Genomic DNA, 24,881 nt, shown 5'->3' on the forward strand with positions numbered 1-24,881 from the left:
TTTTTAACTCCGAATGATTTTTTCATCTACTATTCGGAAATAAATTCGTTGTGAAAAACTACAGGGAGGTACACATGCTCAAATTTGAAAATGTAAGCAAAGTGTTCGATGGTGGATTTCAAGCAGTAAAATCTGTCAGTTTCGATATTCCAACAGGAGAGTTTCTTGTCCTCATTGGACCAAGTGGTTCCGGGAAGTCGACAACAATGAAAATGATTAACAGAATGGAGCCCCACACAAGCGGTAAAATCACAATTAACGGTAAGGATACCAACTCCTACAACGCCTCTGAACTACGCCGGAACATCGGGTATGTCATTCAGCAAATCGGGCTTTTCCCCCACTATACAATTGAAAAAAACATTGCAATAGTACCCCAGCTAAAAGGTTGGAACGACAAAGAAATTAAGGCGCGCGTTAACGAACTTCTTGAATTAGTTGGTCTTGATCCTGAAATTTATGCAACTCGCTATCCAAAGGAACTTTCAGGCGGACAACAGCAGCGTATCGGTATCGCAAGAGCGCTTGCAGCAGATCCTGATGTTATTCTGATGGATGAACCCTTTAGTGCACTCGATCCACTGACACGTGAACAACTTCAAAATGAATTTCTCTCCTTGCACAAGAAGTTAAAAAAAACGATTGTTTTTGTTACACATGATATGGATGAAGCGCTAAAAATGGGCGATCGCATCGCCATTATGAAAGATGGTAAGCTGCTACAGTTGGACACCCCAGAGAAATTACTTCACGAACCAGCCCACGGCTTTGTAGAGGAGTTCATAGGGAAACATCGGATTATCCAAAACCCTGAACTCATGCCCGTTATCGACATCATGTCAGAATCGGTTTACACCGCTCTCCCTCAATGGTCACCTGAGAAAGCACTTTCATTCATCCGTCAGCGAAAAATTACGAATCTTATCGTTGTCGATGATGACAATATATTAGTTGGAATTGTATCCGCACATGATCTTATTAAAAAATTAGACGACATTAAAATAATTGAAGAGATCATGGTTTCGCGAGAGCCATTTTTATATGACACTTCGACGGCTAAAGACGCTATTATCATGATGAATGAAGCACCTTACGGCATTCTTCCAGTCATCGATAAAACGCAAAAATTAGTAGGCGTTGTTACACGAGGTTCGCTGTTGTCCGCCATGTCCAGCCAGTGGACAGAAACGGGGGATATCCAATGAATAAATTAACTATTTGGCAACAACTTGTTGAACAATCTCAAATGCGATGGAAAGAAGTACTTGAGGCGACATCAGTCCATATTCAACTTGTTTTCTTCTCGATGCTTATTGCCATTGTCCTCGGTATTACACTTGGTATTCTTATTACACGCGTTCCGAAGCTCACGACAATCGTACTTGGCGGTGCGGGCGTTATGCAGACAATTCCAAGTCTTGCATTGCTCGGTTTCATGATCCCGATTTTCGGAATCGGCGTAAAAACAGCAATCGCTGCCCTATTCCTCTATTCCTTATTGCCGATTATCCGAAACACGTACACTGGTATTAAAGATGTCGACAAAGCAACAACCGAGGCTGCAAAAGGGATGGGTATGACAAGCATGCAAGTCTTGTTAAAAGTGGAACTACCACTTGCGATCCCCGTTATCATGGCTGGTATCCGTACAGCAGCAGTCATTAACGTCGGTACAGCAACACTTGCCGCTTTCATCGGAGCAGGTGGACTCGGTGATTTCATCTTCCTAGGTATTACTCGTGGAATTGATGGTTTGATTTTACTTGGGGCAATCCCGGCAGCAATCCTTGCGATTATCCTAGAAACACTCTTTAGTGGGATTGAACGCTGGACAACGCCGAAAGGATTGAAGTAACTATGAAAAAGAAATTCCTAGTTCTATTCTCGACAGTGCTCATTGTGAGTATGCTGTCGGGCTGTATTTTCATCGAAAAAGAGTCACTAACACTCGGTTCACGGAACAATACAGAAAGTATCATTTTGTCACATGTCATGGGGCAATTAATTGAAGATAAAACAGATATTGAAGTCATTTATAAAGAAAACCTTGGCGGCTCCAACGTTGTTTGGAACGCTATGTTAAACGGCCTTATCGACGTTATTCCTGACTATACAGGGACAATCGTCGTCAACTATTACCATGAAGATCCCGGCACAGCCGAAGAAACATTGGAAGCAACGAAACGACTCGTTGATGGCGACGGTATGATTGCGTTCAATACGTTTGGTTTCAACAATACGTATACACTCGCCCTTGATGAATCAAGAGCCGAAGAACTCGGTGTTGTGACATTCAGTGACTTCGCTAAAGTTTCAGAGGACTTCATACTAGGTGCAGTCTTCGAATTCATCGACCGCCCGGATGGTTTACCAGGCTTTCAAGAAGAATACGGACTGAAATTCAAAGACGTCAAAGGCATGGACCATGGTATCATGTACCGTTCCATTGGCGCGAAAGAAGTGGATGTTATCAACTCATATACGACAGACGGTCAGCTACAAGATTATGACTTACGTGTACTAGAGGATGATAAATCCTATTTCCCACCATACCATGCACTTCCAATCGTACGGAAAGAGACGTTAGTGGAGTACCCCGAAATTGAAGAGGTGCTCATTATGCTTGAAGGAATGATTGATGAAGAAGCAATGCAGAAAATGAATGCGAAAGTCGACAATGACGGTATGATGGTCGAACAAGTTGCGGCAAATTTCCTTATTGAGTCAGGATTAATAAAAGAAAAATAAGCCGTGGGTTCGAACACACGGTTGAAAATAAGTACCTTCATGGTGCTTATTTTTTTGCCTAAAAGCTTTGACATGGACTTTTCCGAATACTTCTTCTGGTTCGCAAAACACTCACTATCAAAATAGTGTTAGAATAGTAAATATGAGAATTTTAAGGAGATGAATTAAATGAATGAAAGACTTAACAGACCAAAAGGATTTGGAGAAATCCTTGATCTAACATTTAGTTTGAGCAAAAGCAGGTTTCGGGATTTTTTCATTATTTCCCTTATTTTTATGGGTCCAATTTACTTGATTCAAGCATTGATTAGTCTCAGTTCTGGAGTAGGCTTTTTCAGGGAAATGGGTGCTACTGGAGCTTGGTATGAAAAGATAATTTCAAGCTTCGAGGGGGCGGAATCCACGGGTCTAGGAGCCGATCTCGGAACTGCTCTTGTAGGAATTACTAGTTTCTTCTTATTTCCAGTCGCTACAGCAGCCATTTTATTAGTCGTTAATCGGATAAGAAAAAATGAAACATACACCATTGGTTCAGTCATTAAACAAGCTTTTTCACGATACGGTCCTATTATTGGTAGTACCATCTTATTTTCTTTAATAACAATTGGCTTGATCCTTATTCCAGTGTTTATTTTAGTGTTTTTACTAATAAGCTCCCTTGCCACTTCTTCAACTGTTGGAATAGTTGTAGGGATTATCCTATTCATAGCACTTGCTATCGGTAGTGGCTACCTGTTAACTCGTTGGAGCTTTTATCTTGGATCTGCTGTACTCGGTGAAGGTTCTCCGGGTTTCACTAGAAGTTGGAGGCTAACTCGTAAGCGCGGTTGGTTTTTAATCGGCCTCTATATTATCTTTTCTTTAATTATCGGTGTTATTAGTACCGTAATTGAATTGGCTTTCGGTCTATTTTTAGGAAATAGTGTACTCCTTTCACTGATTGTATCCCTAGCGACTATATTTACGACAATGATTTTCTCTGTTGGTTATGCAGTCATGTACCTAGATTTAAAAGTCAGGCATGATGCAGACGATTTAAAAGAAATGATTGATGATTATAACGTGGTTCAATAATGAAACAATTAAAGGTGATAATCTATGGATAATGTAGATGACGCAAGAGATGAACTCGAAAAGATTTTAAACGAAACTGAGTATACGAATTATAGTGATCAGTCCAGTACTATATTTTCGATTTGGTTGGAAAAAGCTAAAAACTGGATTGCAGATCAATTAGACCATTTGTTTCCTGCATTAAAAACAACGAGTATGTTAGCTGGACCGATTTTGACGATTATTATTGTCATTACGATTCTATTAATGGTAACCGTACTATTTTTTGTTATACGTAATCGTAGTCGAAAAAGGAAGTTCCGTGAGACACCTCCCCTGCAATCAACGCAGGAAATTGATTGGTCGTATCAAATGCATGTAACTGAAGCAATGAAACAGGAGGACTTGGAAAAGTTCTCTTCCGCTACTCGTCATCTATTTATAGCATTGCTCCTGTATTTCCATGAAAAAGAATGGTTAGAAGCAAGGATTTGGAAAACTAACTGGGAGTATTATGAAGAATTAAAGAAAGTAAATCAACAATCAGCCGATCAATTTCAACATCTCGCCTATTTTTTCGATGAAGCCACATATGGAGAGCGAGAAGTACAAAAAGAGGACTACGTTCAATTTCAGAAGGAAGTAATGAAATACCTAAGTGAAGCGGATGAATAAGCAAAGTGTTCAGGAGAAAGGAGGAAGGAAGATAGATTGCAGAACCCAATAGCGAATAAAAAAATATGGGTATGGCTAGTAATTCTTTTGACTGTGCTACTGTTTTCACGGTATATCTTAATCCAAGGACAACTAAAAGAGTATCCAATGTATGCTTCTGATTCTCCTTCTCCTACAGGTGTGAAGGCATTTTATACATACGCACTGAATCATCAGGATGTTGTCAAAAGATGGTCCGATTCTCCAAGCCAATTGCCAAACAAGCCAGCAAATCAACTACTCATTATGATCGAACCATACTTTACACCGAACAGTGCAGAACTGGACAGCTACAACCGCTTTATGGAAGCAGGAAATACAATCCTGTTATTCAAAGAAAATCCGAAAGGGATGTTTGGACTAGAAACAGAAGTCGTGGAAACTGACGCAGTAAATCTGTTTGACCCAGCAGGCGCTAGTTATCGTACTAAAACTGACGTGACTAGCCAAGTGAGGCTTCTAGAAAATGCTCAAGATGAAATCTTACTATCTGATGATGCAGGCACAATTGCGTTAAAGCGAGTAGTTGGTGAGGGTCAATTGATTGTAACTAATTCTCCGAAATGGATTATGAACGGAGAAATAGTAACGGATGATCATCTTGCACTCATTTTAGCACTTCTAAAAGACGTGGATAGCAAAGTCATTTTATTTGATGAATACATCCATGATGTGAAAAATGCCACAACCATTTTGAACATCTATCCACGCTGGTTTTTGTTATTAATGATTCAAGGTGCCCTTTTGACAATTCTTTGGCTGTGGCACCATGGAAAGCGATTCGGACCTATTTTCATTTCAAGACAAGAAACAGTTCGCTTCAGTGATGAAGGGATAAAAGCTTTAGCTGCCTGGTATATTAGAGGGCATCGTTATCATGATTCGTTAGTTATTCAAGCTAATTATGTCATGACTTTGCTACAAGAACATTGGAGAATTCCTTATCATCAGGAATGGAAGGATCTCACCGCACAATTCGAACGAAAGTGGCCACATTTGGAAAAAGGAGAGATTCACTCCCTATTAAGTGGTTTGGCAGATATGTTAGAAAAGAGCACAGTGAGCAAGCAGGAATACTTGTTATGGTCTAAAAGACTAGAGAAGATCAGGAAAGAGGTTGAAGAAGGATGAGAGCACAAGTTTTAACCTTATTAGAAAAATATGAAGAACGTATTTTAGGTCAAAGCACTAACCTCAAGCTCCTATTATCTGCAATTTTATCAGGAGGACATGTTCTACTCGAAGGAGTTCCGGGTACTGGAAAAACACAGATGGTTAGATCGCTCGCAGAACTTCTTGGCGGAAGTTTTCGCCGAATCCAGTTTACACCAGACTTACTTCCAAGTGATATTACCGGAAGTATGATCTACAACATGAAAGAAGGCACGTTTGAAACGCTTAAAGGACCTGTATTTACCAACATCCTTTTGGCAGATGAAATTAACCGAACGCCAGCAAAAACGCAAGCAGCACTTTTAGAAGCGATGGAAGAACAACAAGTTACCATTCAAGGAAACACGTATCCATTACCAGATGTGTTTTTTGTTGTGGCGACACAAAACCCGATTGAATTCGAAGGAACGTATCCCTTGCCTGAAGCTCAGCAAGATCGTTTCCTATTTAAGTTAAAAATTGATTTCCCTTCATTTGCAGAAGAAAAAAATGTACTTAAACAAGTGATTGAAAAAACTTTTGATACAAGCCTGGTTACTCCCGTACTAGATATGGAGTCTTTCTTGACAATTAGAGAAGAAATTCAGCGTGTGACGATTGAGGATGGCGTGCTAGATTACATTATGCAGATTGTCAGAAAGACCCGGGAAACAGATTCAATCCGCTTTGGTGCGAGTACAAGAGCAGCGATTTCGATTGGTAAGGCATGCCAAGCATGGGCCTACTTAGCGGGTCGAGACTATGTGACGCCAGATGATATTAAAATAGTAGCGAAACCTTCATTAAGGCATCGGATTCAATTAGCGCCACATGTAGAAATGGAGGGAGCGGCCGTTGACCAAATCATTGAAGAACTTGTGGGCTCGGTTCCTGTTCCAAGGTAGAGGAATTTTACCGACGAAACGATTACTCAGTGCTTTCCTAATCTTTTCGTTGCTTGTCATTTTACTTGGAAGCCTACTCGATATTACTTGGTCCTTGATCATTACCTTGAACGTCGGTGTTATTTTAGTAAGTTTACTGGATTTAATTTATTCACCTAAGAAAAGTCAACTGAGCTTTCGGCGTACAATCACTAAAGAACTAGAGCGTAATCTCAGCTATACAGTAGAGATTGAAGTAAGTAATACTTCCGAATTTGATCTTCGCTTTTTCCTAGTGGATGATATTCCCCAGTCATTTGAGCGACCTTTTCCGCTCCGTGGGGAGGCTCCGAGGGTATCCGCAAGTATTGTTACATACGAAACAAATGCACCCGTTAGAGGTAAGTATGACATTGAGCGGCTTTACTTTCGTTATACAAGTCGTTTTGGGTTGTGGGCAAAGCAACAGACGATTGAATTAGTCGATTCTGTAAAAGTGATCCCCGATTTAACAGAGACGAAACACTATTTAGGGAACGCTCAGCGTTTTTTATTATATGATGGCTCGAAAATTCGTAAGCAACAACGCGGTGTAGGAGATTTCGCACAGATTAGAAACTATGCTGTAGGTGATGATCCACGGATGATCAACTGGCGGCAAACTGCAAAGCTTCAAGAAGTGATGACTAATGAATATGAACCTGAGCATGGAAAGTATGTAACCATTTTAATTGATTGCGGGCGAATGATGGGCTCGGAACTAGCGATAGGCAATCGCCTTGAGAAAGCGCTGGAAGCCGCATTAACAGTGACCGCGGCGGCTTTACAAAAAGGAGATTATGTCTCTATAGTAGCATTTTCAAAAGAAGTGAAAGTATTTATACCACCCGCAAAAGGCATGACACATTTACAGACAATCCTTCAGGCAGTCTACAACCTTAAAGTCGATACAGCAGAGTCAAATTATGCGGCTGTGCTCACTTATTTGGAAACGATGCAAAAGAAACGAAGCTTGCTACTCTTATTTAGTGATGTACGCACATTTCTTCATGAGGAAAGCGCGCTAGTATATTTACAGCGTCTAAGACAAAGACATATGTTTTTGATGATCGGAATTGAAGATGTGGCGATATTGAAGAAAGCCAATGAGGTACCCGTAGACGTTCGAAGCGCGATGGAAAAAAGCATTGCCCAGCAGCAAGTTTTGATCAAGAAAAAAGAAAAATTAAAATGGGAAAAGCAAGGCCTACAAATGATTGAGGCCCGCGAGGACAAACTTGCAGTAGCTGCAGTTTCCCATTATATCGATATTATGAATCGTAATCTTATATAAGCTGTCTTTTTGCTAGTAATACCCTGCCAATCACTATATACAGAACTAAGCCAAACACGGTTATGCATGCAACACTATACTTCGCTGCCAAGGGAATCGCTGCTGGGGTGATGAAACCTTCGATCAATCCAGCAATTACAAATAAAGGAATTGTCCCTATCAAAAGTTGGACAGAACGTTGTGCCTGTTTCTTTAACTGATAGCCTCTGGAAAATTGTCCTGGAACAAAGAGCTTATAGCCCATTAACAGACCGGCACCACCTGCGATAAAAATAGCTGTAAGCTCAATCATTCCATGGGGAACGATGTATGCCCAAAACTCATATGATTTCCCATAATGAAAGAACAAGCCAGCGAGGGCCCCCACTACAATACCATTATAAATGAGTACATAGACTGTTAATAAACCAAATGTGACCCCGCCGGCAAATGCCAAGATCGCCACATTAATATTATTTGTCATGATACTGGCGGACATCACCGAAGAATTAACCTGACCATCTGCACTACCTAGTTGTTCAGGATTCACACCTTGAGCTATTTCTGCTGGTAAGATCCCATGCATCGTTTGCGGATCATTGACAACCGCGAAAAAGCTTCCTACCCCACCTAATGTAAACAACAGCATTGCAGCAACGATAAACTTCCATTGTTCTAAAAATAGGCGAATAAATGTTGTGCTCAAAAAATGCCCAATTTGTTTCATACTCGATATTTGGTCTTTATATAAGAGATTATGCGATTTCGAAACAAGTCCATTTAAGTAAAGTGTTACTTCGTCCTCGGGAAAATACGTTTGTGAATAGGATAGATTCTGGGTTGCCTTTTGATAGAACCGATAAAATTTATCAATCGTGGCACCCGTCATACCGGATTTCCTTTTATGCATGATTGATACTAGATCTTCAAGCTGATTCCAATCATCACGATGCAACTTTACAAATTGCTTTATATTCATCTAGTCACCTTCTTGTTTTTTATTGATTGAAAGAGTTTCCAAAATACCTCTGTCTAGTTATGTTGAACTAATGATTCTATATAATCTCCAGCGTATGCGCCTCATAGGGGTAGCCTAGCGTTGTTGAGGGGATTCTTTATATCAACATATATAGTTAGTAACAAATGTATATAAATACAAGTATAGCAGATGAACTTGAACAACTTGTAATAAAATGAAAACTCCACCAGAAATGAGGAAATCATTGTGAAACAAGAGCAAGTAGGAATTAAAACGCCGGAATTCGTATCTCTTCAATTTCAGCTTGCGGGTCTTGGTAGTAGAGCCACAGGGTTTATAATCGACCAACTTATTCTACTCGTCGTGAATGCGTTAATCATTATTTCTCTTATTATCCTTTTTACTGGCGAGATGGACCTATTGGCTTATGCAGGTACAGACTCCCTTCTATTAGGACTTACAATCGTTGGCCTCTTTATTATTAACTCAGGGTATTTTATCGCTCTCGAATACTTTTCAGGCGGGAGAACAATTGGAAAGCGAATCGTCGGGATTCGAGCCATTCAGGAAAATGGCCATAGTCTGACACTCTTATCTAGTTTTATTCGTAACTTTCTTCGGATTGTTGATAATTTACCGGCAGGTTACTTTCTGGGCATCATAATGATTTACTTCCATCCAACACATAAAAGAATTGGGGACCTTGTGGCAGGGACAATCGTCGTCCATGAGAGAAAAGCGAAACGAAAGAAGAAGCTTTCACCGATTGAAAAAGAAATCATAGAAAAAGGCCTAACGAAAGACGATTTCACCATTGATGAGTGGGCTTTACAATCACTCAGCCAGAAAGATTGGAACCTCATTAACACCTATAGTAATCGTCTTATGCAGTTGCCAACAAACGAAAGATCTGAACTTACCCTACAAATGGCCGGATTATTATTCCCTAAATTAGGATTAGAAATAGCAGGAAAAAGCCACCTTGATCTTGAAAACACTTTGCTTGTCTTATATTTGATCTTGAAAGAGGAATGGGCGTACGAATTGTGACCAGCTTCGCGGTTGATGTTAGGGTTATCACCGACGTGGGTGGGTTTATCACCGCCTCCAAAGAGATTATCACCGCCATGGGACACTTTATCACCGACTCGAACCAGTTTATCACCGTCATGGCCAAAATAACTCAAAATGAAAAAGCGCACTTGAATTAGGTGCGCTTTTCATATTTCAATCTGAGATTCATCGAGTAACTTCGATTTCGATTTGCCCCTTCCGTTTGTAAATCCATGCTGTTTAAAATCCGATTTGCTGTTTGTTGGCGATCAATGTGTAAAAATTCACGGCAGTCTTTGTTTTTCATTGCCCCTCCGAATAAAAGAAACCAATCACGGATTGCTTTTTTATGGGCATCTGGACTTGTCCCATCACATGCTGTACAATACCAACCTTTCATATATTTTTTCATTCCAAAAAGACCGCATGATGGGCATGCAACGCCTGTTATAATTTTTTTCTGAATATCAGGGTAGGTGAAGCTGATTGGGGGTGGAATAAATTCGCGATGGCTGGCAACAAGTTCATGCCCTAGCCTTTTGAAGCTTGCATCGTCCAACAGTGGGGTATCTGCGGAAAGACTGCGAATGTAAGTGGGAACTGCCTTTGGGAATAGGAATGGAATTTCCGTGTCAAATAGTTCAATACGTTGTGTTGAATAAGCCAAAACTATTGCACCGTAAATCGGTAAATAGACATCGCGTGCTTGAAACCAGTCCCGCAGTAGCTCACAATTACTCTGCACTTGGGTAATAGGGCTGTTGAAACCCTTCACTTCCCCGTTGTCCAGTGTACGGATTAATTGTGGTGGATTATTAATTACTTTAAGTTTTCCAGCAATGTTCTTTACTTCAAAAATTATTGCATACGACGGTGTGATGAATAATGTATCCATTTGAAAATGAGTACTCGATGTAAGAGATAAATCGTACAGGACTTGGTGTTTCATCGGAAAAGAATAGCTTTCAAATATCCTGTCTAGTTGCTGTTCTCCGCCGAACCCAGCTTTTACTGATGCGTATCTAGCCTTCAATAGAGGAAGAATTGTTCCTTGTTCCGGCGCTATACGCTCGATAGCCGCGTTTAACCCCTCAAGTAGCAATGGTTCCTTTCTTCGTTTACTGATGAATTTCCTCAACCTCCTCGCTAGTTTTTGACGTCTGCTTAAGGAAATCGTACCATATTCTGATCACAGAAACCATCATTAAAAAGAGTATTCAATTTATTATCTTTTTTGACCAGCAAGTGGCATGCTATGCTCGCCTTTCCATTAGTTGTACCTTCCCATCGCCTAGTTGAATTGCTGGTTTTATCACCGTCTTAAAGCATTTTATCACCAGCATGAACTTGGTTATCACCGACTCGAACGGATTTATCACCGCCTATCTCGATATCGTAATTTACAAGACACAAAAAAAGCATCCCGAATAACCGGAATGCCCTTGCTTATTTATCACATATCTCAAGTACGGAACGAACTGATTCAACCGACTTGTCTAGCGCGGCCTTCTCTTCAATCGTTAACGGAAGCTCAATAATGCTCTCTATACCGTTCCCGCCAATCACAGCCGGGACACCTAAATATAAATCAGTATAGCCGTACTCTCCTTCTAGATAAGCAATTGACGGTAAAATCCTTTTCTTATCACGAATAATCGATTCGGCCATTTCGACAAGTGAAGCAGCTGGCGCATAGTATGCACTTCCGTTTCCAAGTAGGGAAACGATTTCGCCGCCGCCTTTTCTCGTTCGCTCTACGATTTGATCCATGCGGTCTTGAGGAATGATTTTCTCAAGGGGTATCCCACCTGCGTAGGAATACCTAACAAGAGGAACCATATCATCCCCATGCCCCCCTAAAACAAACCCAGAAATATCCTCCACTGAAATATTCAACTCTTCAGCGACAAATGTATTAAAACGGGCTGTATCAAGCACACCGGATTGACCAATGACTCTATTTTTAGGAAATCCTGTCGTTTTATAGCAGACATATGTCATTGCATCTACAGGATTACTTAAAATTAAAATAGTGCTTTCGGGTGCATATTTTTTCACTTGCTCCGATACAGCACGCATAATTTTTGCATTCGTATTGACAAGATCATCTCTACTCATACCAGGTTTTCTTGCAATACCTGCAGTAATGATGACCATATCCGCGTCTTGAATATGCTCGTAATTGGAAGTCCCCATTACTTTTGCATTGAAACCTTGAATAGGACCTGTTTGTAGTATATCAAGCGCTTTCCCTTTTACAGGGTTTTCTTGTTCAGGGATATCGAGCAATACAATATCACCCAACTCTTTTTGCGCTAGCATTAAAGCTACTGTGGCACCGGTATAACCCGCACCAATTACGGCGATTTTATTTCTCCGAAAAGCCAAATATGCTCACCCTTCCATAACCATTAACTATCAGTCTTTTTTGTTACCTGCTCTTTAGTAGTAGGTGCAGGTGTAAGTTTCACTTGTTTTTTCTGTTGTTCAAACTCATTATAGTCAAGGGGTTTAACCATTTTATAAACAGATTCGTCTGGACGCGGAATAACGTGAGCTCCTAAAAGTTCACCTACACGCTTCGCAGCTTCACGGCCGGCGTCGACAGCTGCTTGCACAGCGCCAACATCACCTTGAACAATAACCGTCACGATTCCGCCGTCAATAAATTCTTGTTTTATCAATCTAACGTTAGCCGCTTTAATCATTGCATCTGCCGCTTCCATGGAACCGACTAATCCTTTTGTTTCAATCATTCCGATTGCTTGACTCATCGATTTCACCTCTCTTCACTTCTGTTGAATCGATTATTCCAATCACAACCGCATCAATTGGAATGGGGTTATCTTTATCTATAAAACGCGATGAACCGCCACTTGTAACAATGACTTGATCACCAATTCCGGCGCCAAGTCGATCTGCGGCTACAAAATGTGTTCTCACCGGGTTACCATACGCATCTTCAGGTTGGATGATCAGTAATTTCACACCTTGTAATCCTTCTTCTTTGCGTGTTGCCCAAACGTTTCCAATCACTTTTCCTAAACGCATGACTATCACCTTTTTCTATTTTCTAACAGAAATAGATTTACCTAAATCTCTTGCTGTATCACGCGCAAGTGCTGTGACGATTGTTCCTTTTTCAACGATAATCTCAGTTGCCGTAATTTCTCTGACATCATCATTTGACAGCAATTTCTTTTTAAAATCATGCTGTTTTTTAACAATAATCTCTGACGTTTTATTGTCGACAAGTACGCTTGAACGAACTTCGCCAGAGCGAATAACATGCCCAACCGTTCCCTGCGTGATTAAACCCGCATTTGCCTCATCTGTATCGATATGCATTTCTAAACGATACCGCTCAGAAACTCTAATCTTCACGTTACGATAAGCAATCGGTCGTATTCCAGCTACTTCTACCGTTACATACTCGCCATTTTGTACGCCCAATTGCATTGCGTCCTCGGGCTGCATATGAATATGAGCTTGGGCAATGATTAACCCTTCATCGAGATATAGACTTGCTTTTGTCCCGATTAACGTAAATGCTCCTGAACCTGCAATATTACCTGATTCACGAAGTGGCGGCTTAACGCCAAGCTTCATAGCATCTGTCCAGCTGACTTCTGCTTGCGTCAACGAGCGCGCAGGGCCAAGTACACGAACACGTTCAATGCTCCCTCTTGGACCTGCAATGACTACTGTCTCATTCGCTGCAAATTGATTTGGTTGGGATAAATCAGCTTTCTTCGTTAATTCATACCCTTTACCAAATAGTATCTCAACATGTTCTTGCGACAAATGGACGTGACGAGCAGAAACAGCGATTGGTATTGTATTTGGAGGAAGTACAGGTGCTTGTTTTGGTTCAATTTCTGCTTTTGTTAATTGGCCAAGTACTTCCCCCACAATTTTTTCAATCAATTGCTGATCCATGTCGTTACCGCCTTCCTGTTAAAAACATGCGAGTATTAGTTATCTGATTTAGGTAATAGCATTTCAAGCTCATCATGCGGTCTTGGAATTACATGAACAGATAGCAATTCGCCTACACGTTGTGCCGCTGCAGCTCCTGCATCTGTCGCCGCTTTAACTGCACCTACATCTCCACGTACTAAAACAGTTACAATTCCGCCACCTACGTGTACTTTACCAACTAGATGTACGCTTGCTGCTTTCACCATTGCGTCTGCTGCTTCGATTGCACCGATTAATCCTTTAGTTTCTACCATTCCTAATGCTGTACCTTCTCTATTCATGTCTGTTTCCTCCTAGTAATTTTTAGTTTGGTGTGTTGAAATGAAGCATTTCATTGAATCCGCTGCGGCGCTTGGGGATGCCTCTTTTAAGGCGCCTTCGCTAGTTTGCAGAGGTATTGAAGTATTCTTATTTAGATAATTGTTTCACGATTTCGTTGACTAAGTCTTTCACCATTTCAGGATTGACATTGTCACTTGAACTCATAGATTTCAATACTTGTGAGACTACTTGTTCTGTTACGTCTTCACTTGAAACAGCTGTATTTTTCGGAAGCTGTACTTCTTTAATGCCATAAGCCATTCGTTTAATGTTCAACAAATGCTTAGCTGTTACATTGTCGGATGTAATATTCCCCCCGAATGTCCCACAACCTAATGTCATCGAAGGCATTAAACCTGTTGTGCCCCCAACCGCTCCAACGGATGACATCGTGTTTACTAAAATACGTGAGACAGGCATATCCATCGCAAATTCACGTGCGATAGCGTCTGTTTCTGTATGAATGGACAGCGAATGCCCACGGCCGCCTAGGTTTAATAATGATAAACAAAGTTCTTTTGCATGATTCAGATCAGATGCTACATACATTGCGAAAACAGGGGATAACTTTTCAAGTGAGAAAGGAATTTCTTTTCCTACTTTTGTTTCCATCCCAACGATGACACGTGTCCCTTCGGGTAGTGTAATGCCTGCCAATTTCGCAATGACTTGTGGGCTTTTCCCAACAATTTTAGGATTCACTTTTCCCGGAACAGGTGAAACTACTTTTTCCATGATGAGCTTTTCTTCATCTGATAAAATATACGCACCGTTTTTCTTTAATTCGCGGTTAACTAGCTCTAAAATGTTGCGGTCTACCACTATCGCTTGCTCTGTTGCACAGATTGTTCCATAGTCGAAAGATTTACTGTCGATGATATCTTTAACAGCTTTCTCGATTTTGGCAGAACGTTCAATATAAACGGGAACATTTCCGGGACCGACTCCATATGCAGGTTTCCCTGAACTGTATGCCGCTTTTACCAATGCACTGCCACCCGTTGCAAGAATTAAGTTCACATCGGGATGCTTCATCAATTGTTGTGTTGCACCCATCGAAGCCATCGTTAAGCACTGGATCAACCCTTTTGGTGCTCCCGCCGCCACAGCCGCTTCGTCACAAACCTTTAACGCTTCGTTCGTACATTGAATTGCATAGGGATGGGGGCTTACGACAATTGAGTTTCTCGTTTTCAAAGCAATTAATGTTTTAAAAAACGCGGTTGACGTTGGATTTGTTGTTGGAATGATTGCTGCCACCACTCCAAAAGGAGCAGCTATCTCAACAACCTTTTTAACTTTATCCTCACCGACTACACCGACTGTTTTTAAATCTTTAATACTTTCGTAAACATCTCTTGAACCAACTTCATTTTTAATGGTTTTATGAGCGGCTACACCCATTCCTGTTTCTTCTACTGCCATCTTACCTAGTCTCGCAGACTGTTCGTACGCCGCATCAGCAACCGCCTTAACGATACGATCCACTTGCTCTTGTGTAAAACTCATATAAGCTAATTGTGCTTCCTTAGCGATTTGCACTGCTGTACGCATTTCCTGGAGAGCTAATAAATCAGCATCTATTGCTATTACCACTGCACTCTCTCCTTTCCTAATATTCTAAAGGCCTCTTCGCCATATTCAAAATGGCTTCTCTAAACGCATCCGCCGCTGCTTGGCAAGAAGATTGACTGCCTGTTAGTAACCCTCCACCAAAGTTCGTTTCAGAAGGCGGAGCGAAAAATTCACACACACTAACGTCTGCCGCCTTTAACGCCGCATCCAGTCCTACAATTGCTTCGATTGGCGGAGCGATTAAGTAAGCAAGCGATTGGCCGGGTGAAATCCCAGCAACCTCTGCCAAATAACTTCCACAGCTTGAAATTGTATGCGCATATAACGCATGATTTTCATCATCATTGATGGCTTCAAAGTAAGCCGTATTTTCGATTGTGGTACGAATCGAATCAAGGCCGCTTTTCACTTCATCCGGAGATGAACCTGCTATGATGCCGATAAATTCTCCTGAAAGAGGACCCGATGCATGTGCCGATCCTGCGTAAAAACTTTTTGCATAGACCACTTCGACGTCCGAATCTTTCGTTGCCTGATCGGCAGCCGTATAACCCACGTCATCAATCGTTGTTGTAAATAACCCCAAACTCCGTTGGTAAGGCTTTAAATTAAACTTCGTAGCTAGCCCAGCATCTACATTAGGAATAACTTGCATAGACAACACTTCTGCATGAACTTTCTTCATGACATCTACACACCTCCTATCCTTCCTTCTTAACAAGTGAAACGCCACTTGCTTCATACTTCAATATCTTTTGGATAACAGTTCCAAGATACGCTCCTGCTTCCACCGGTGGAATTCCACCTTTGTGAATATTTGAAACGACCATGCGTTCCGCTTCAATCGTTCCAATGCGGGGTTTGTAACAAATATAGGCGCTTAATGATTCTGCCGAGACAAGTCCTGGACGCTCCCCAATTAAAATGATGACGACATCAGGCTGCAGGATTTCACCTATTTCATCCATTAAAGCAACTCTGCCTTTATCAACATAAATAGTGGTACCCATCTCAATATTTAAATTGTTTAACGACTGCTCCAATGATAAGTAGACATCTTCTAAATTCACTTCAAGTGCTTTGGCACTTAGTCCGTTAGAAGCAACAATTTGTACCCTTGGAGCGCGCTGGCATTTTTCCGCAACCATTTTTTTAGAGTCATCCGATAATCTTCTTCCTAAATCAGGTCGTCGGATATACTCTTCTTTGTCCAACACTTTTGAATGAAATTGGAGGAAGCCCAATCGTTCCAATATTTCTTGCGGAACTTCACCGTAAACAGCGTCTACAGCTGCTGCATGGTCAAATCTGAATTGGAGCCAGGTAGCTGTTTTCGGTCTAGTACCAGCTCTTCCCACTACAATCCGTGCAGGTGTTTTCTTACGAAGATCAGCTAAGTACGCTTCCTTATTTGATTCCTCTATTACAGGCTTACTTTTGCTTGCTTGCAGATTTACGCTTTTCGGCTTTTTATCCTCTAGCGCCGTATCGAAGAATTTCACATTTCCATCAGGAGTTGCACGCACTGTTTCCTCTGTAAAATGATTTCCTACTAAAGTCTCTTGAAACAACATAACAGGCATCTGTTTGTTGTCATTATCACGATCATCTGTTTTCAAGTTACTTGTTTGGAGTTTTTCAACGACCATCTTCGTAATCTTTTCAATGAGTTGTTCATTCACAGATGTCATCTCCTAACGTGTAAATATAGTAGGGTCGCCTGCTCGAGCACTTAAGCGACCATTTTCATAAATCCCCATTTTTTCAAGCCATTTTAAGTATTCCGGCGCCGGTGTTTTACCAAACGTTTGTAAAAGCGTTGCTACATCGTGGAAGCTCATCGACTGGTAATTCAGCATTACATCGTCTCCCATAGGAGTAGCGATGATGAAGTTGACACCTGCAGCAGATAATAAGACACCTAAATCTTCAATGTCATTTTGGTCTGCTTTTATATGATTTGTGTAACAGATGTCCACACCCATCGGAATGCCGTGCATTTTACCCATGAAGTGATCTTCGAGACCAGCACGTATGACTTGTTTGTTGTTATACAAGTACTCAGGTCCGATAAAACCGACCACCGTATTTACGATGAACGGATCGAAGTGTCTTGCGAATCCGTAATTTCTAGATTCTAGCGTTAATTGATCAATTCCATGATGCGCTTCTGCCGACAGCTCTGACCCTTGACCCGTTTCAAAATACATAACTTGTGGGCCTGAACCCGTTCCCTGTTTCATAGCGAGATCTTTTGCTTCTGCAATAAGTTCTGCAGTAATACCAAATGAGCGATTTGCTACTTCGGTTCCTGCAATACTTTGGAAAATCATATCTGCGGGAGCACCTTGTTCAATTGCTTTCATCTGCGTATTTACATGAGCTAACACACAGTTTTGAGTAGGAATTTCCCATTCTTGCATGAAATCTTTTGTCGCATGCAATAGCCGTTTAACACTTTCAACGGAGTCGTCAACAGGGTTAATCCCAATTACTGCATCGCCAATTCCATATGACAATCCATCTTTCAGAGACGCAATCATTCCATCCACGTTGTCTGTCGGATGATTTGGCTGTAACCGAGATGAAATCGTTCCTTTTTGACCAATCGTAATATTACATGTTGTTAATATTTCAACTTTATTGGCCGCATGTACTAAATCAAGATTAGACATTAACTTCGCAACTGCAGCAATCATTTCGGAAGTTAAGCCCCTGCTAATACGTTTCAGTTCACGGTCGCCCACTTTATTACTTAAAATGTATTCCCGTAATTCAGCGACACTCCAATTTTTTAATTCTGCATAAATCCGTTCATTTATATCGCCTTCAATAATTCTGGAAACTTCGTCCGTTTCGATTGGTATTAAAGGATTGTTACGAATATCACTTAATAAGATTTCACTGAGGACCGTTTTTGCAGCAATTCGTTCTTGTACAGTTTCCGCTGCAACACCCGCCAGCCGATCTCCCGACTTTTCTTCATTTGCTTTTGCCATTACTTCTTTCAGATCGGCGAAATTATAACTTATGCCGCCTAAAGTTGTTTTTAATATCAAAAGTAGACACCCTCCTTCACGATGAGTGAAATGTTAATGTTTTGACGACGACAGGGACAACTCCGGATTCAAGTGCTCTTCCGATGTCCATATAATCACCATGTTCGACAGTAATTTGATCGATACATATAACGCTTTGCCTGACTTGCATAGCAATCAAAGTTTGACCTAACACTTTTGCATGATCAGTTTGTAAAATTAGAACAATCGGTTGATCGGGATCAGGTCGTTGTTCCATCACCTGAATAATGGCGGCCGCTAACTTTTGAATATCTCTAAAGCCCATATAAGGCAGTTCGGAAATGTATAATGCAAAGTTCTGTCCTTCTCTGGCCGCATCATATATATCGATTGCATTTTTAACAGCTATTTCAAAGTTTTCTAATCCAGTTTGGAGATTCTCACGAAACGCATAATTGTAAACCGGTATATTCTTAAGCGGTAATTCATCCGATGCCACCTGGATTGTTGCTCCGCTAATTTCTGTTGTTTGCGTGCCCGCTCCAAGAACTGTTGCCCGTACTGTTTCAATAGGCTCCAACCATGAATAGCTTTGCAATGCTTCATTCCTTTGAAGAGCTTTTGCCAACTGTACACCTATATCATCGTAATTCGATTTCTGACCCTTATCCGGTTCATGATTATACATGCACTCAGAAATACCACCTGAAAAAACAAGCGTGTCAATCTTTTCGTGCCAGTTGGGATGATGTCCTAGCAAAAGCACTTCATCCTTTTCTTGGACATCATTTTTCAGTATTCTTCCCAACGACTCCGCCATGAAATCGGTTACAAATTTTATATTCCTTGATTCTGGATTATCGCCCACATGTAATAACACATTTTGCTCTGTTAAAAGCTTTTGTACAGGCGGAGAAATAGAATTTACTTTCCCCTCATGAAATTCTATGAGTCGCCCTCCAATATGCAATGTACATGTGCCAAGAAGTACCTTATCTTTGTAAACAGCAATGTTCGCCGTTCCTCCGCCTATATCGATATTGGCAATTACTTTTCCGCTACGACTAGAATAGTCATATGCTCCGGAACCTTTAGCAGCTATAATTCCTTCTAAATCCGGTCCTGCTGTAGCTACTAAGAAATCACCAACTTCACCTGACAAATAGTGAAGCATCTCGCTCGCATTTTGCTTTGTCGCCGTTTCACCGGTAATAATGACTGCACCGGTTGCAATTTGCGAAGCAACGATACCGGCCTTTGCATATTCTGAACGAACAATTTTTTCAATCTCCACAACATTTATCGTCGAAGGATTGGTTAAAGGTGTTCTGAAAATAGGACTCTTGTATAGAACTTCTTTATCTACAATTTCAATTTTGGGAACATGAGTGGTACCTGCTACATTCATCAATGAAAATCGGCTAATAATTAGCTTTGTTGTGCTCGTGCCAATGTCAATCCCCGCACTAATCATCGTCTCCGGTTCGCGATTGGAACCACCCATACTCACACCTCATTTAAGTAATATAAAAGCGCAAGGCGCCTGGACTCTAGACAAAAAATAAAAGCGCCTCTACAGACCCGAAGAAAACTCTCCGAGTAGTAAAGGCGCCTTTGCCGTGTTCATTAACTTTTAATAGTATTAATATATCAAACATTACGTGAAGTGTAAAGGTAGTCGTTGAATAAAAGCTTATCGTCCATAGCGGCGATTACGAAGTTTTTCATTGAATTCATATCATTTAACTTCACTAATTCTTTCAAGTACTCAATGCCAATTCCTTCAACTGATGAAGTAATGACAATGGGCCCACTCGAAACAACAGACTTTATCATGTCAATTGACCGCGCTATGTCTGCATTGGGATGATCACTTTTGGTAATCACTCCAATCGGCAATTTCGTAATCCCCATACTAAATCCAGGCGGAAAAATCATTTTCCCGTTTGTTGCATCCTGCAAGTAAAACACATGGGTTACTTCTAAAGCAGTAGCCATAATGCTTTTATAAAACATTGGATTCTCTGTATATTCACCGGGTGTATCTACAATCCAATCGTAATAGGTCAATGTCTGTGTTTTAAATGCCTCGACTGTTTTTCCTAATAACGCATTCGTTAACGTAGATTTTCCAGCGCCAATTGAACCAATAAGCATCGCCCTGTTTTTCATCTTCTCAAACACGTCCTTACGACTTTGTAATGAGTGCTGGCGTATATCCTAATCTTTCAGATAAAAATCGATTAATTTCACTCATAGCCATGTCGACTTCTGAAACACTACCAACAATAACAAGACTTCCCGTAAATCGATCTAAGAAACCAATCGATACATTCGCTGCTTTTGTTGCCAAATCACCCGCGATTATTACTGTTTCACTTGGTGTGCATGTCATAATTCCTAACGCACCTGCTTGTTGAATACCAAGTTTTTGAAACATATCAGGATTCGGATTAGCGATTAAATGACTTAATGTGATTTGCTTACCGGGTACAAATTCTTGGATAAACCTTTTTTTCTCTTCACTCACTTTATTTGCCCCTTTCTGCTAGATATACATCGAAAGTATTTATACAAGTAAAACTTAGCGTAGCATCCCCTAAGCGCCGGAGCGAATTGGAAGGGAATCTTTATTTCAACTTATATAGTTAAAAGGTTAGTACAATCAGGCTTAATCTTACTTCTCGGCTTTTTCATCTTCTAAGTACTCGCCTGGAAGAATGGTTCCATCTGCACGGTCTTTCTCTTCAAGTTTCAGAGCTGTTGGAACAGATAACCAGTACGCTATCCCAATTGCACAGATACCGGCTGTTAATTTACCAATAATTACTGGCAAAATAATATTTGGTTGGAAGTTTGCCGTAAAGGACAAGTGATCTCCTAGCAAGAATGCTGCACAGACTGCAAATGCGATGTTAATGACCTTATCTTTCGGTCTCATGTATCTAACTAGCGAGAACATCGCCAAAATATTAGCCATCGTCGCTAAGATACCAGCACTCCCTGTGGAAGATAGTCCAATCCTACGTCCACCTGCTTCCAATGGTTTCGCTGCATATTTACGTAGTAAGTAAACCATTGGGAATGCCCCTGCTAACATAATACCAATATAACCAGCCGTTTCAAGTGCGCGGAATTGATCTGCTTCATCCGCCATAATTGGATCGAAGCCCCATGCGCCGAAAATAGTTGTGAATAAACCCGTGAATATTTCAACGATCGAGAAGACTAACACTAGTTTGATAGCCGCATCCATTACACGTCCAAAAATCATAAACCCTGCAATCATGCCGCGCGGGAAGAACTTCAACCCTGCCGCGATTAAAAGTACGAATATGAGTAACGGTAATAGGTTAATTAGTATTTGTCCATAACTGATGACAAATTCATACGTAGAATCGGATGTTGTGCTTATGACATCACGAATTTCAGTATTAAATAATACGACCAATACAGAAGCAATAAATGCACCGATCGGAATTGTTAAAACACCAGACATTACGCCAAGTGCCATGTATTTATGATCTCTTTTATCAAGCATTGCAAGTCCCATAGGTATCGAGAATACAATTGTTGCCCCCGCCATGTATCCTACAATTAATGCCATTACCCAGCCTTCATAGGAAGTTTTCAATGCATTTGCTAACTGATACCCGCCCATATCCGATGCTAAGATTGTCGTCGCGGCAATTGCCGGATCCGCCCCAATAGCATCAAAAATAGGTCCGATAAACTTACTGATAAACCATGTTAAATAAGGTATGGATGCCATGATACCTGCTGCCGGTACAAAGATATGACCAACCGCATGAAGACCAGACATAAATTCCTTACCAAGCCCATCTTCCGGGTTTTTAATTGCCGCAAACGCCCCCAAAACTGCACAAAACATAATAATATATACAATTACTGTGCCTATCATCGCCATTAGTATTCCCCCTATTATGTAGTAATTTAATAAAAACGTTATCATTTTGTTCTTTATTTAGTAGTCAATTAGCAATCACCCCCCCAAAGAAATACAAAAAGGCCCTTAAAGAACAATCTCTTTAAGCGCCTTTGCTTGTTGTTATTCACTTTTGTTGTGCAATAATTTCCTTAGCCAATGACTCCATTGTCATTTGTCTGGTCATACTAGAATCTCTCATTCGTTTAAACGCTTCTTCTTCCGTTATTTGTTCCATTTGCATTAGAATTCCTTTGGCTCGTTCAATCAGTTTTCTTTTTTCTACTTCTTGTTTCGCGTTTTTAATATCCTCTTTCAGTCTTTTTGCTTTACCCGACTGATGGAGAGCGATTTCAACTGCTGGTATTAAATTTGATTCCGCAATAGGTTTGACCAAATAACCTACAATATTATCCTGTTGTGCTTTCTTGATAAATTCTTTTTGACTATAAGCCGTGATGATTAAAATCGGTAAGTCTAACTGATTGGCAATAATTTGACTGGCTTGTAGTCCGTTAATCTTGGGCATTTTAATATCCATCAAAATTAGGTCCGGTTTATGTAAAAATGCGAGTTCAATCGCTCGATCACCGTCCCCTGCCTCACCGACAACATCGTAGCCATGGTCTTCTAACATCATCTTGATATCCATACGAATTAAGGATTCATCTTCAGCTATCAATATTTTCTTTCTCATAATAAATAATAACCTCCGGACTTACTGGAAACATAATTGCTGCGTGTGTTCCTATGTCTTCCGGCATATAACTAAATTCGCCATTCAAGTCATTCACAACTAAATTACGTACAATTTCTAAACCAAGTGATGACTTCGTTTGTTTAATCCCAACACCGTTGTCGGAAATATGAAGCTCCAAAGAGTCTGCCTTCGAATAAAAGTTAACAATAATCTCACCGCGAGTGTCTCCAGGAAATGCGTGTTTCAAGGAGTTTTGAACGAGTTCATTAACAATTAGTGCAATTGAAACCGCTTTCCTTGATGATGTTAATATTCTATTGCCATTTGACCTAATAATCAAGCCCACTTTTTTATGGGGACCATTTATTGTCATTGCTGAACAAACCTTTTTTGTAAGCTCAATGATATCCACATCATCATCTTCTGCATCTTCATTAGCCAAAATCAATTCGTAAACGGAGGAAATACTAAATACTCTGTTTAGCGTATCTTCAAAGTAGGATTTACTTTCTTCGGAAATCCCCTTCCTCATTTGTAGCCTAAGTAAGCTTGCCACGGTTTGAAGATTATTCTTCACTCTATGGTGAATTTCTTGAATAACAACGGATTTCATCATAAGTTCTTTTTCTTTCGTACGGAGCTCAGTTAAGTCTTGGATAACGAGTAAGGTCCCTCTCATTTCATCCTTTTTCCGCAATCGAATTTTTTTGACAACGAGATTCTTACGGTCTAATGTTAATTCAGATACAAAAACGTCATCTTGCTGATCATATACAGGTTTAAGAAAAGGCAATAACTCTACTAAGTTTACATTTTGTATTTCTTCCGTATGACTCATCTCTGTTATGAATTTAACACCTACTGGATTTGCATAAGTCAACTTATTTTCATGGTCAGTCAACAGGAAAATTTCCATTAATAAGTCCGAAACTATCGGCATTTCACTATTCTTATCCCCCAAGACATAGCCGATTGACTCCTGTCCAAATGGAAGATCTTCAAGATTATTAGTGTAAGGCATGGCATGATAGACTTCTTTCTCTTGTATAAGTACAGCTATTACTTGATGCATATTATTTTTAATAGGAACTACACTTTGCTCCACAGATCTTCCTTCTTGTGTTACCGCCTGACGAATTAGTGACTTCTTCCCTTTACGATAACTATAAAACACACCCGGCTCAAAGGAATCAAACACTATCTTTCCAATAACCGAATTTTCATAAACAGCATTAATAGACTTTGGAAAAGCCTCGGCAACAACAATTGCCTGTTCATTGTCTTTCATCTTACAATCAATGAACATGTAAGCATCCGATAAATCCGCATACATTTGTAATGTAGAAGCAACACTTTTTAATTGTTGAATATCATCAGCTGACAGGTCCGTATATATAGTACACAATTGCTCGAGTGTAGATTCTGCCACTGTTAGTTAATACC

General features: G+C 40.5%; 27 protein-coding genes. 10 read left to right on the top strand and 17 right to left on the bottom strand.

Annotated features, from left to right (window positions below):
* The first annotated feature begins 74 nt into the window (after nt 1-74).
* From AZE41_RS20375 to AZE41_RS20410, 8 genes are all read left to right on the top strand, one after another.
* Nucleotides 75-1,205, top strand: a complete 1,131-nt coding sequence (locus tag AZE41_RS20375; protein ID WP_067213506.1) for a betaine/proline/choline family ABC transporter ATP-binding protein — start codon at nt 75-77, stop codon at nt 1,203-1,205.
* Nucleotides 1,202-1,855 (top strand): ABC transporter permease, encoded by a 654-nt coding sequence (locus AZE41_RS20380; RefSeq protein ID WP_067213507.1) that lies wholly within the window; start codon nt 1,202-1,204, stop codon nt 1,853-1,855. The genes AZE41_RS20375 and AZE41_RS20380 overlap by 4 nt, the downstream gene beginning before the upstream one ends.
* 2 nt (nt 1,856-1,857) lie before the next feature.
* Nucleotides 1,858-2,748, top strand: a complete 891-nt coding sequence (locus AZE41_RS20385) for a glycine betaine ABC transporter substrate-binding protein (protein WP_067213509.1) — start codon at nt 1,858-1,860, stop codon at nt 2,746-2,748.
* 168 nt (nt 2,749-2,916) lie between these two features.
* Nucleotides 2,917-3,822 (top strand): hypothetical protein, encoded by a 906-nt coding sequence (locus AZE41_RS20390; RefSeq protein ID WP_067213511.1) that lies wholly within the window; start codon nt 2,917-2,919, stop codon nt 3,820-3,822.
* Between the two features lie 24 nt (nt 3,823-3,846).
* Entirely contained in the window at nt 3,847-4,476 is a 630-nt protein-coding gene (locus AZE41_RS20395; RefSeq protein WP_067213513.1) for a DUF4129 domain-containing protein, read from the top strand.
* A gap of 36 nt (nt 4,477-4,512) precedes the next feature.
* Nucleotides 4,513-5,646: a DUF4350 domain-containing protein gene (locus AZE41_RS20400; RefSeq protein ID WP_067213514.1), complete on the top strand. Its 1,134-nt coding sequence runs from the start codon at nt 4,513-4,515 to the stop codon at nt 5,644-5,646.
* Nucleotides 5,643-6,572, top strand: a complete 930-nt coding sequence (locus AZE41_RS20405; RefSeq protein ID WP_067213516.1) for an AAA family ATPase — start codon at nt 5,643-5,645, stop codon at nt 6,570-6,572. Before AZE41_RS20400 ends, AZE41_RS20405 begins: the two co-directional genes overlap by 4 nt.
* Complete coding sequence (locus AZE41_RS20410; RefSeq protein WP_067213517.1) at nt 6,523-7,884, top strand: DUF58 domain-containing protein; 1,362 nt, start codon at nt 6,523-6,525, stop codon at nt 7,882-7,884. The genes AZE41_RS20405 and AZE41_RS20410 overlap by 50 nt, the downstream gene beginning before the upstream one ends.
* Here the strand turns inward: AZE41_RS20410 and AZE41_RS20415 are convergent.
* Nucleotides 7,877-8,842, bottom strand: a complete 966-nt coding sequence (locus AZE41_RS20415) for a stage II sporulation protein M (protein WP_067213520.1) — start codon at nt 8,840-8,842, stop codon at nt 7,877-7,879. The two genes, AZE41_RS20410 and AZE41_RS20415, sit on opposite strands and share 8 nt — an antisense overlap.
* Before the next feature lie 246 nt (nt 8,843-9,088).
* Between AZE41_RS20415 and AZE41_RS20420 the strand changes: the two genes are divergently transcribed.
* Nucleotides 9,089-9,892, top strand: coding sequence for an RDD family protein (locus AZE41_RS20420; RefSeq protein WP_067213522.1), 804 nt, complete (start codon nt 9,089-9,091; stop codon nt 9,890-9,892).
* Nucleotides 9,874-10,053, top strand: a complete 180-nt coding sequence (locus AZE41_RS22935) for a hypothetical protein (RefSeq protein WP_156476118.1) — start codon at nt 9,874-9,876, stop codon at nt 10,051-10,053. Before AZE41_RS20420 ends, AZE41_RS22935 begins: the two co-directional genes overlap by 19 nt.
* Here the strand turns inward: AZE41_RS22935 and AZE41_RS20425 are convergent.
* The 16 genes from AZE41_RS20425 to AZE41_RS20500 all read right to left on the bottom strand — a co-directional run bounded on the left by AZE41_RS20425 (nt 10,050) and on the right by AZE41_RS20500 (nt 24,867).
* Complete coding sequence (locus AZE41_RS20425) at nt 10,050-11,033, bottom strand: nuclease-related domain-containing protein (protein ID WP_231885735.1); 984 nt, start codon at nt 11,031-11,033, stop codon at nt 10,050-10,052. The genes AZE41_RS22935 and AZE41_RS20425 overlap by 4 nt on opposite strands.
* Before the next feature lie 308 nt (nt 11,034-11,341).
* On the bottom strand, nt 11,342-12,283 hold the full coding sequence (mdh, locus tag AZE41_RS20430; RefSeq protein ID WP_067213523.1) for a malate dehydrogenase: 942 nt from the start codon (nt 12,281-12,283) through the stop codon (nt 11,342-11,344).
* Nucleotides 12,284-12,306: 23 nt separating this feature from the next.
* Nucleotides 12,307-12,669 (bottom strand): BMC domain-containing protein, encoded by a 363-nt coding sequence (locus AZE41_RS20435; RefSeq protein WP_067213526.1) that lies wholly within the window; start codon nt 12,667-12,669, stop codon nt 12,307-12,309.
* The gene (locus tag AZE41_RS20440; protein WP_067213527.1) at nt 12,644-12,946 is read right to left on the bottom strand and encodes a EutN/CcmL family microcompartment protein; all 303 of its coding nucleotides are present in this window, start codon (nt 12,944-12,946) and stop codon (nt 12,644-12,646) included. Before AZE41_RS20440 ends, AZE41_RS20435 begins: the two co-directional genes overlap by 26 nt.
* Before the next feature lie 15 nt (nt 12,947-12,961).
* On the bottom strand, nt 12,962-13,834 hold the full coding sequence (gene pduL / locus AZE41_RS20445) for a phosphate propanoyltransferase (protein WP_067213528.1): 873 nt from the start codon (nt 13,832-13,834) through the stop codon (nt 12,962-12,964).
* Nucleotides 13,835-13,869: 35 nt separating this feature from the next.
* A complete protein-coding gene (locus AZE41_RS20450) occupies nt 13,870-14,157 on the bottom strand; it encodes a BMC domain-containing protein (RefSeq protein ID WP_067213529.1) in 288 nt (95 codons plus the stop codon).
* A gap of 127 nt (nt 14,158-14,284) precedes the next feature.
* Nucleotides 14,285-15,787 (bottom strand): acetaldehyde dehydrogenase (acetylating), encoded by a 1,503-nt coding sequence (locus AZE41_RS20455; RefSeq protein WP_418064835.1) that lies wholly within the window; start codon nt 15,785-15,787, stop codon nt 14,285-14,287.
* A gap of 22 nt (nt 15,788-15,809) precedes the next feature.
* Nucleotides 15,810-16,457: an ethanolamine utilization microcompartment protein EutL gene (eutL, locus tag AZE41_RS20460; protein WP_067213531.1), complete on the bottom strand. Its 648-nt coding sequence runs from the start codon at nt 16,455-16,457 to the stop codon at nt 15,810-15,812.
* A gap of 16 nt (nt 16,458-16,473) precedes the next feature.
* Complete coding sequence (gene eutC, locus AZE41_RS20465) at nt 16,474-17,454, bottom strand: ethanolamine ammonia-lyase subunit EutC (protein WP_067213532.1); 981 nt, start codon at nt 17,452-17,454, stop codon at nt 16,474-16,476.
* Between the two features lie 12 nt (nt 17,455-17,466).
* Entirely contained in the window at nt 17,467-18,831 is a 1,365-nt protein-coding gene (locus AZE41_RS20470; RefSeq protein ID WP_067213533.1) for an ethanolamine ammonia-lyase subunit EutB, read from the bottom strand.
* A gap of 16 nt (nt 18,832-18,847) precedes the next feature.
* Nucleotides 18,848-20,296 carry an ethanolamine ammonia-lyase reactivating factor EutA gene (locus AZE41_RS20475; protein ID WP_067213534.1) on the bottom strand — a complete coding sequence of 483 codons (1,449 nt, stop codon included), beginning with the start codon at nt 20,294-20,296 and terminating at the stop codon, nt 18,848-18,850.
* A 146-nt stretch (nt 20,297-20,442) separates the two neighbouring features.
* Nucleotides 20,443-20,964 (bottom strand): EutP/PduV family microcompartment system protein, encoded by a 522-nt coding sequence (locus tag AZE41_RS20480; RefSeq protein ID WP_067213535.1) that lies wholly within the window; start codon nt 20,962-20,964, stop codon nt 20,443-20,445.
* Nucleotides 20,965-20,980: 16 nt separating this feature from the next.
* Nucleotides 20,981-21,322, bottom strand: coding sequence for an ethanolamine utilization microcompartment protein EutS (gene eutS / locus AZE41_RS20485; protein WP_067213536.1), 342 nt, complete (start codon nt 21,320-21,322; stop codon nt 20,981-20,983).
* 147 nt (nt 21,323-21,469) lie between these two features.
* Nucleotides 21,470-22,720, bottom strand: a complete 1,251-nt coding sequence (eutH, locus tag AZE41_RS20490) for an ethanolamine utilization protein EutH (RefSeq protein WP_067213537.1) — start codon at nt 22,718-22,720, stop codon at nt 21,470-21,472.
* 145 nt (nt 22,721-22,865) lie between these two features.
* Nucleotides 22,866-23,435: an ANTAR domain-containing response regulator gene (locus AZE41_RS20495; protein WP_067213538.1), complete on the bottom strand. Its 570-nt coding sequence runs from the start codon at nt 23,433-23,435 to the stop codon at nt 22,866-22,868.
* Complete coding sequence (locus AZE41_RS20500; protein WP_156476119.1) at nt 23,410-24,867, bottom strand: sensor histidine kinase; 1,458 nt, start codon at nt 24,865-24,867, stop codon at nt 23,410-23,412. The genes AZE41_RS20495 and AZE41_RS20500 overlap by 26 nt, the downstream gene beginning before the upstream one ends.
* Nucleotides 24,868-24,881 lie beyond the last annotated feature (14 nt).

Origin of the sequence: Sporosarcina psychrophila, assembly GCF_001590685.1 — a bacterium.
In the GTDB taxonomy this organism is placed as follows: Bacteria; Bacillota; Bacilli; order Bacillales_A; family Planococcaceae; genus Sporosarcina; species Sporosarcina psychrophila.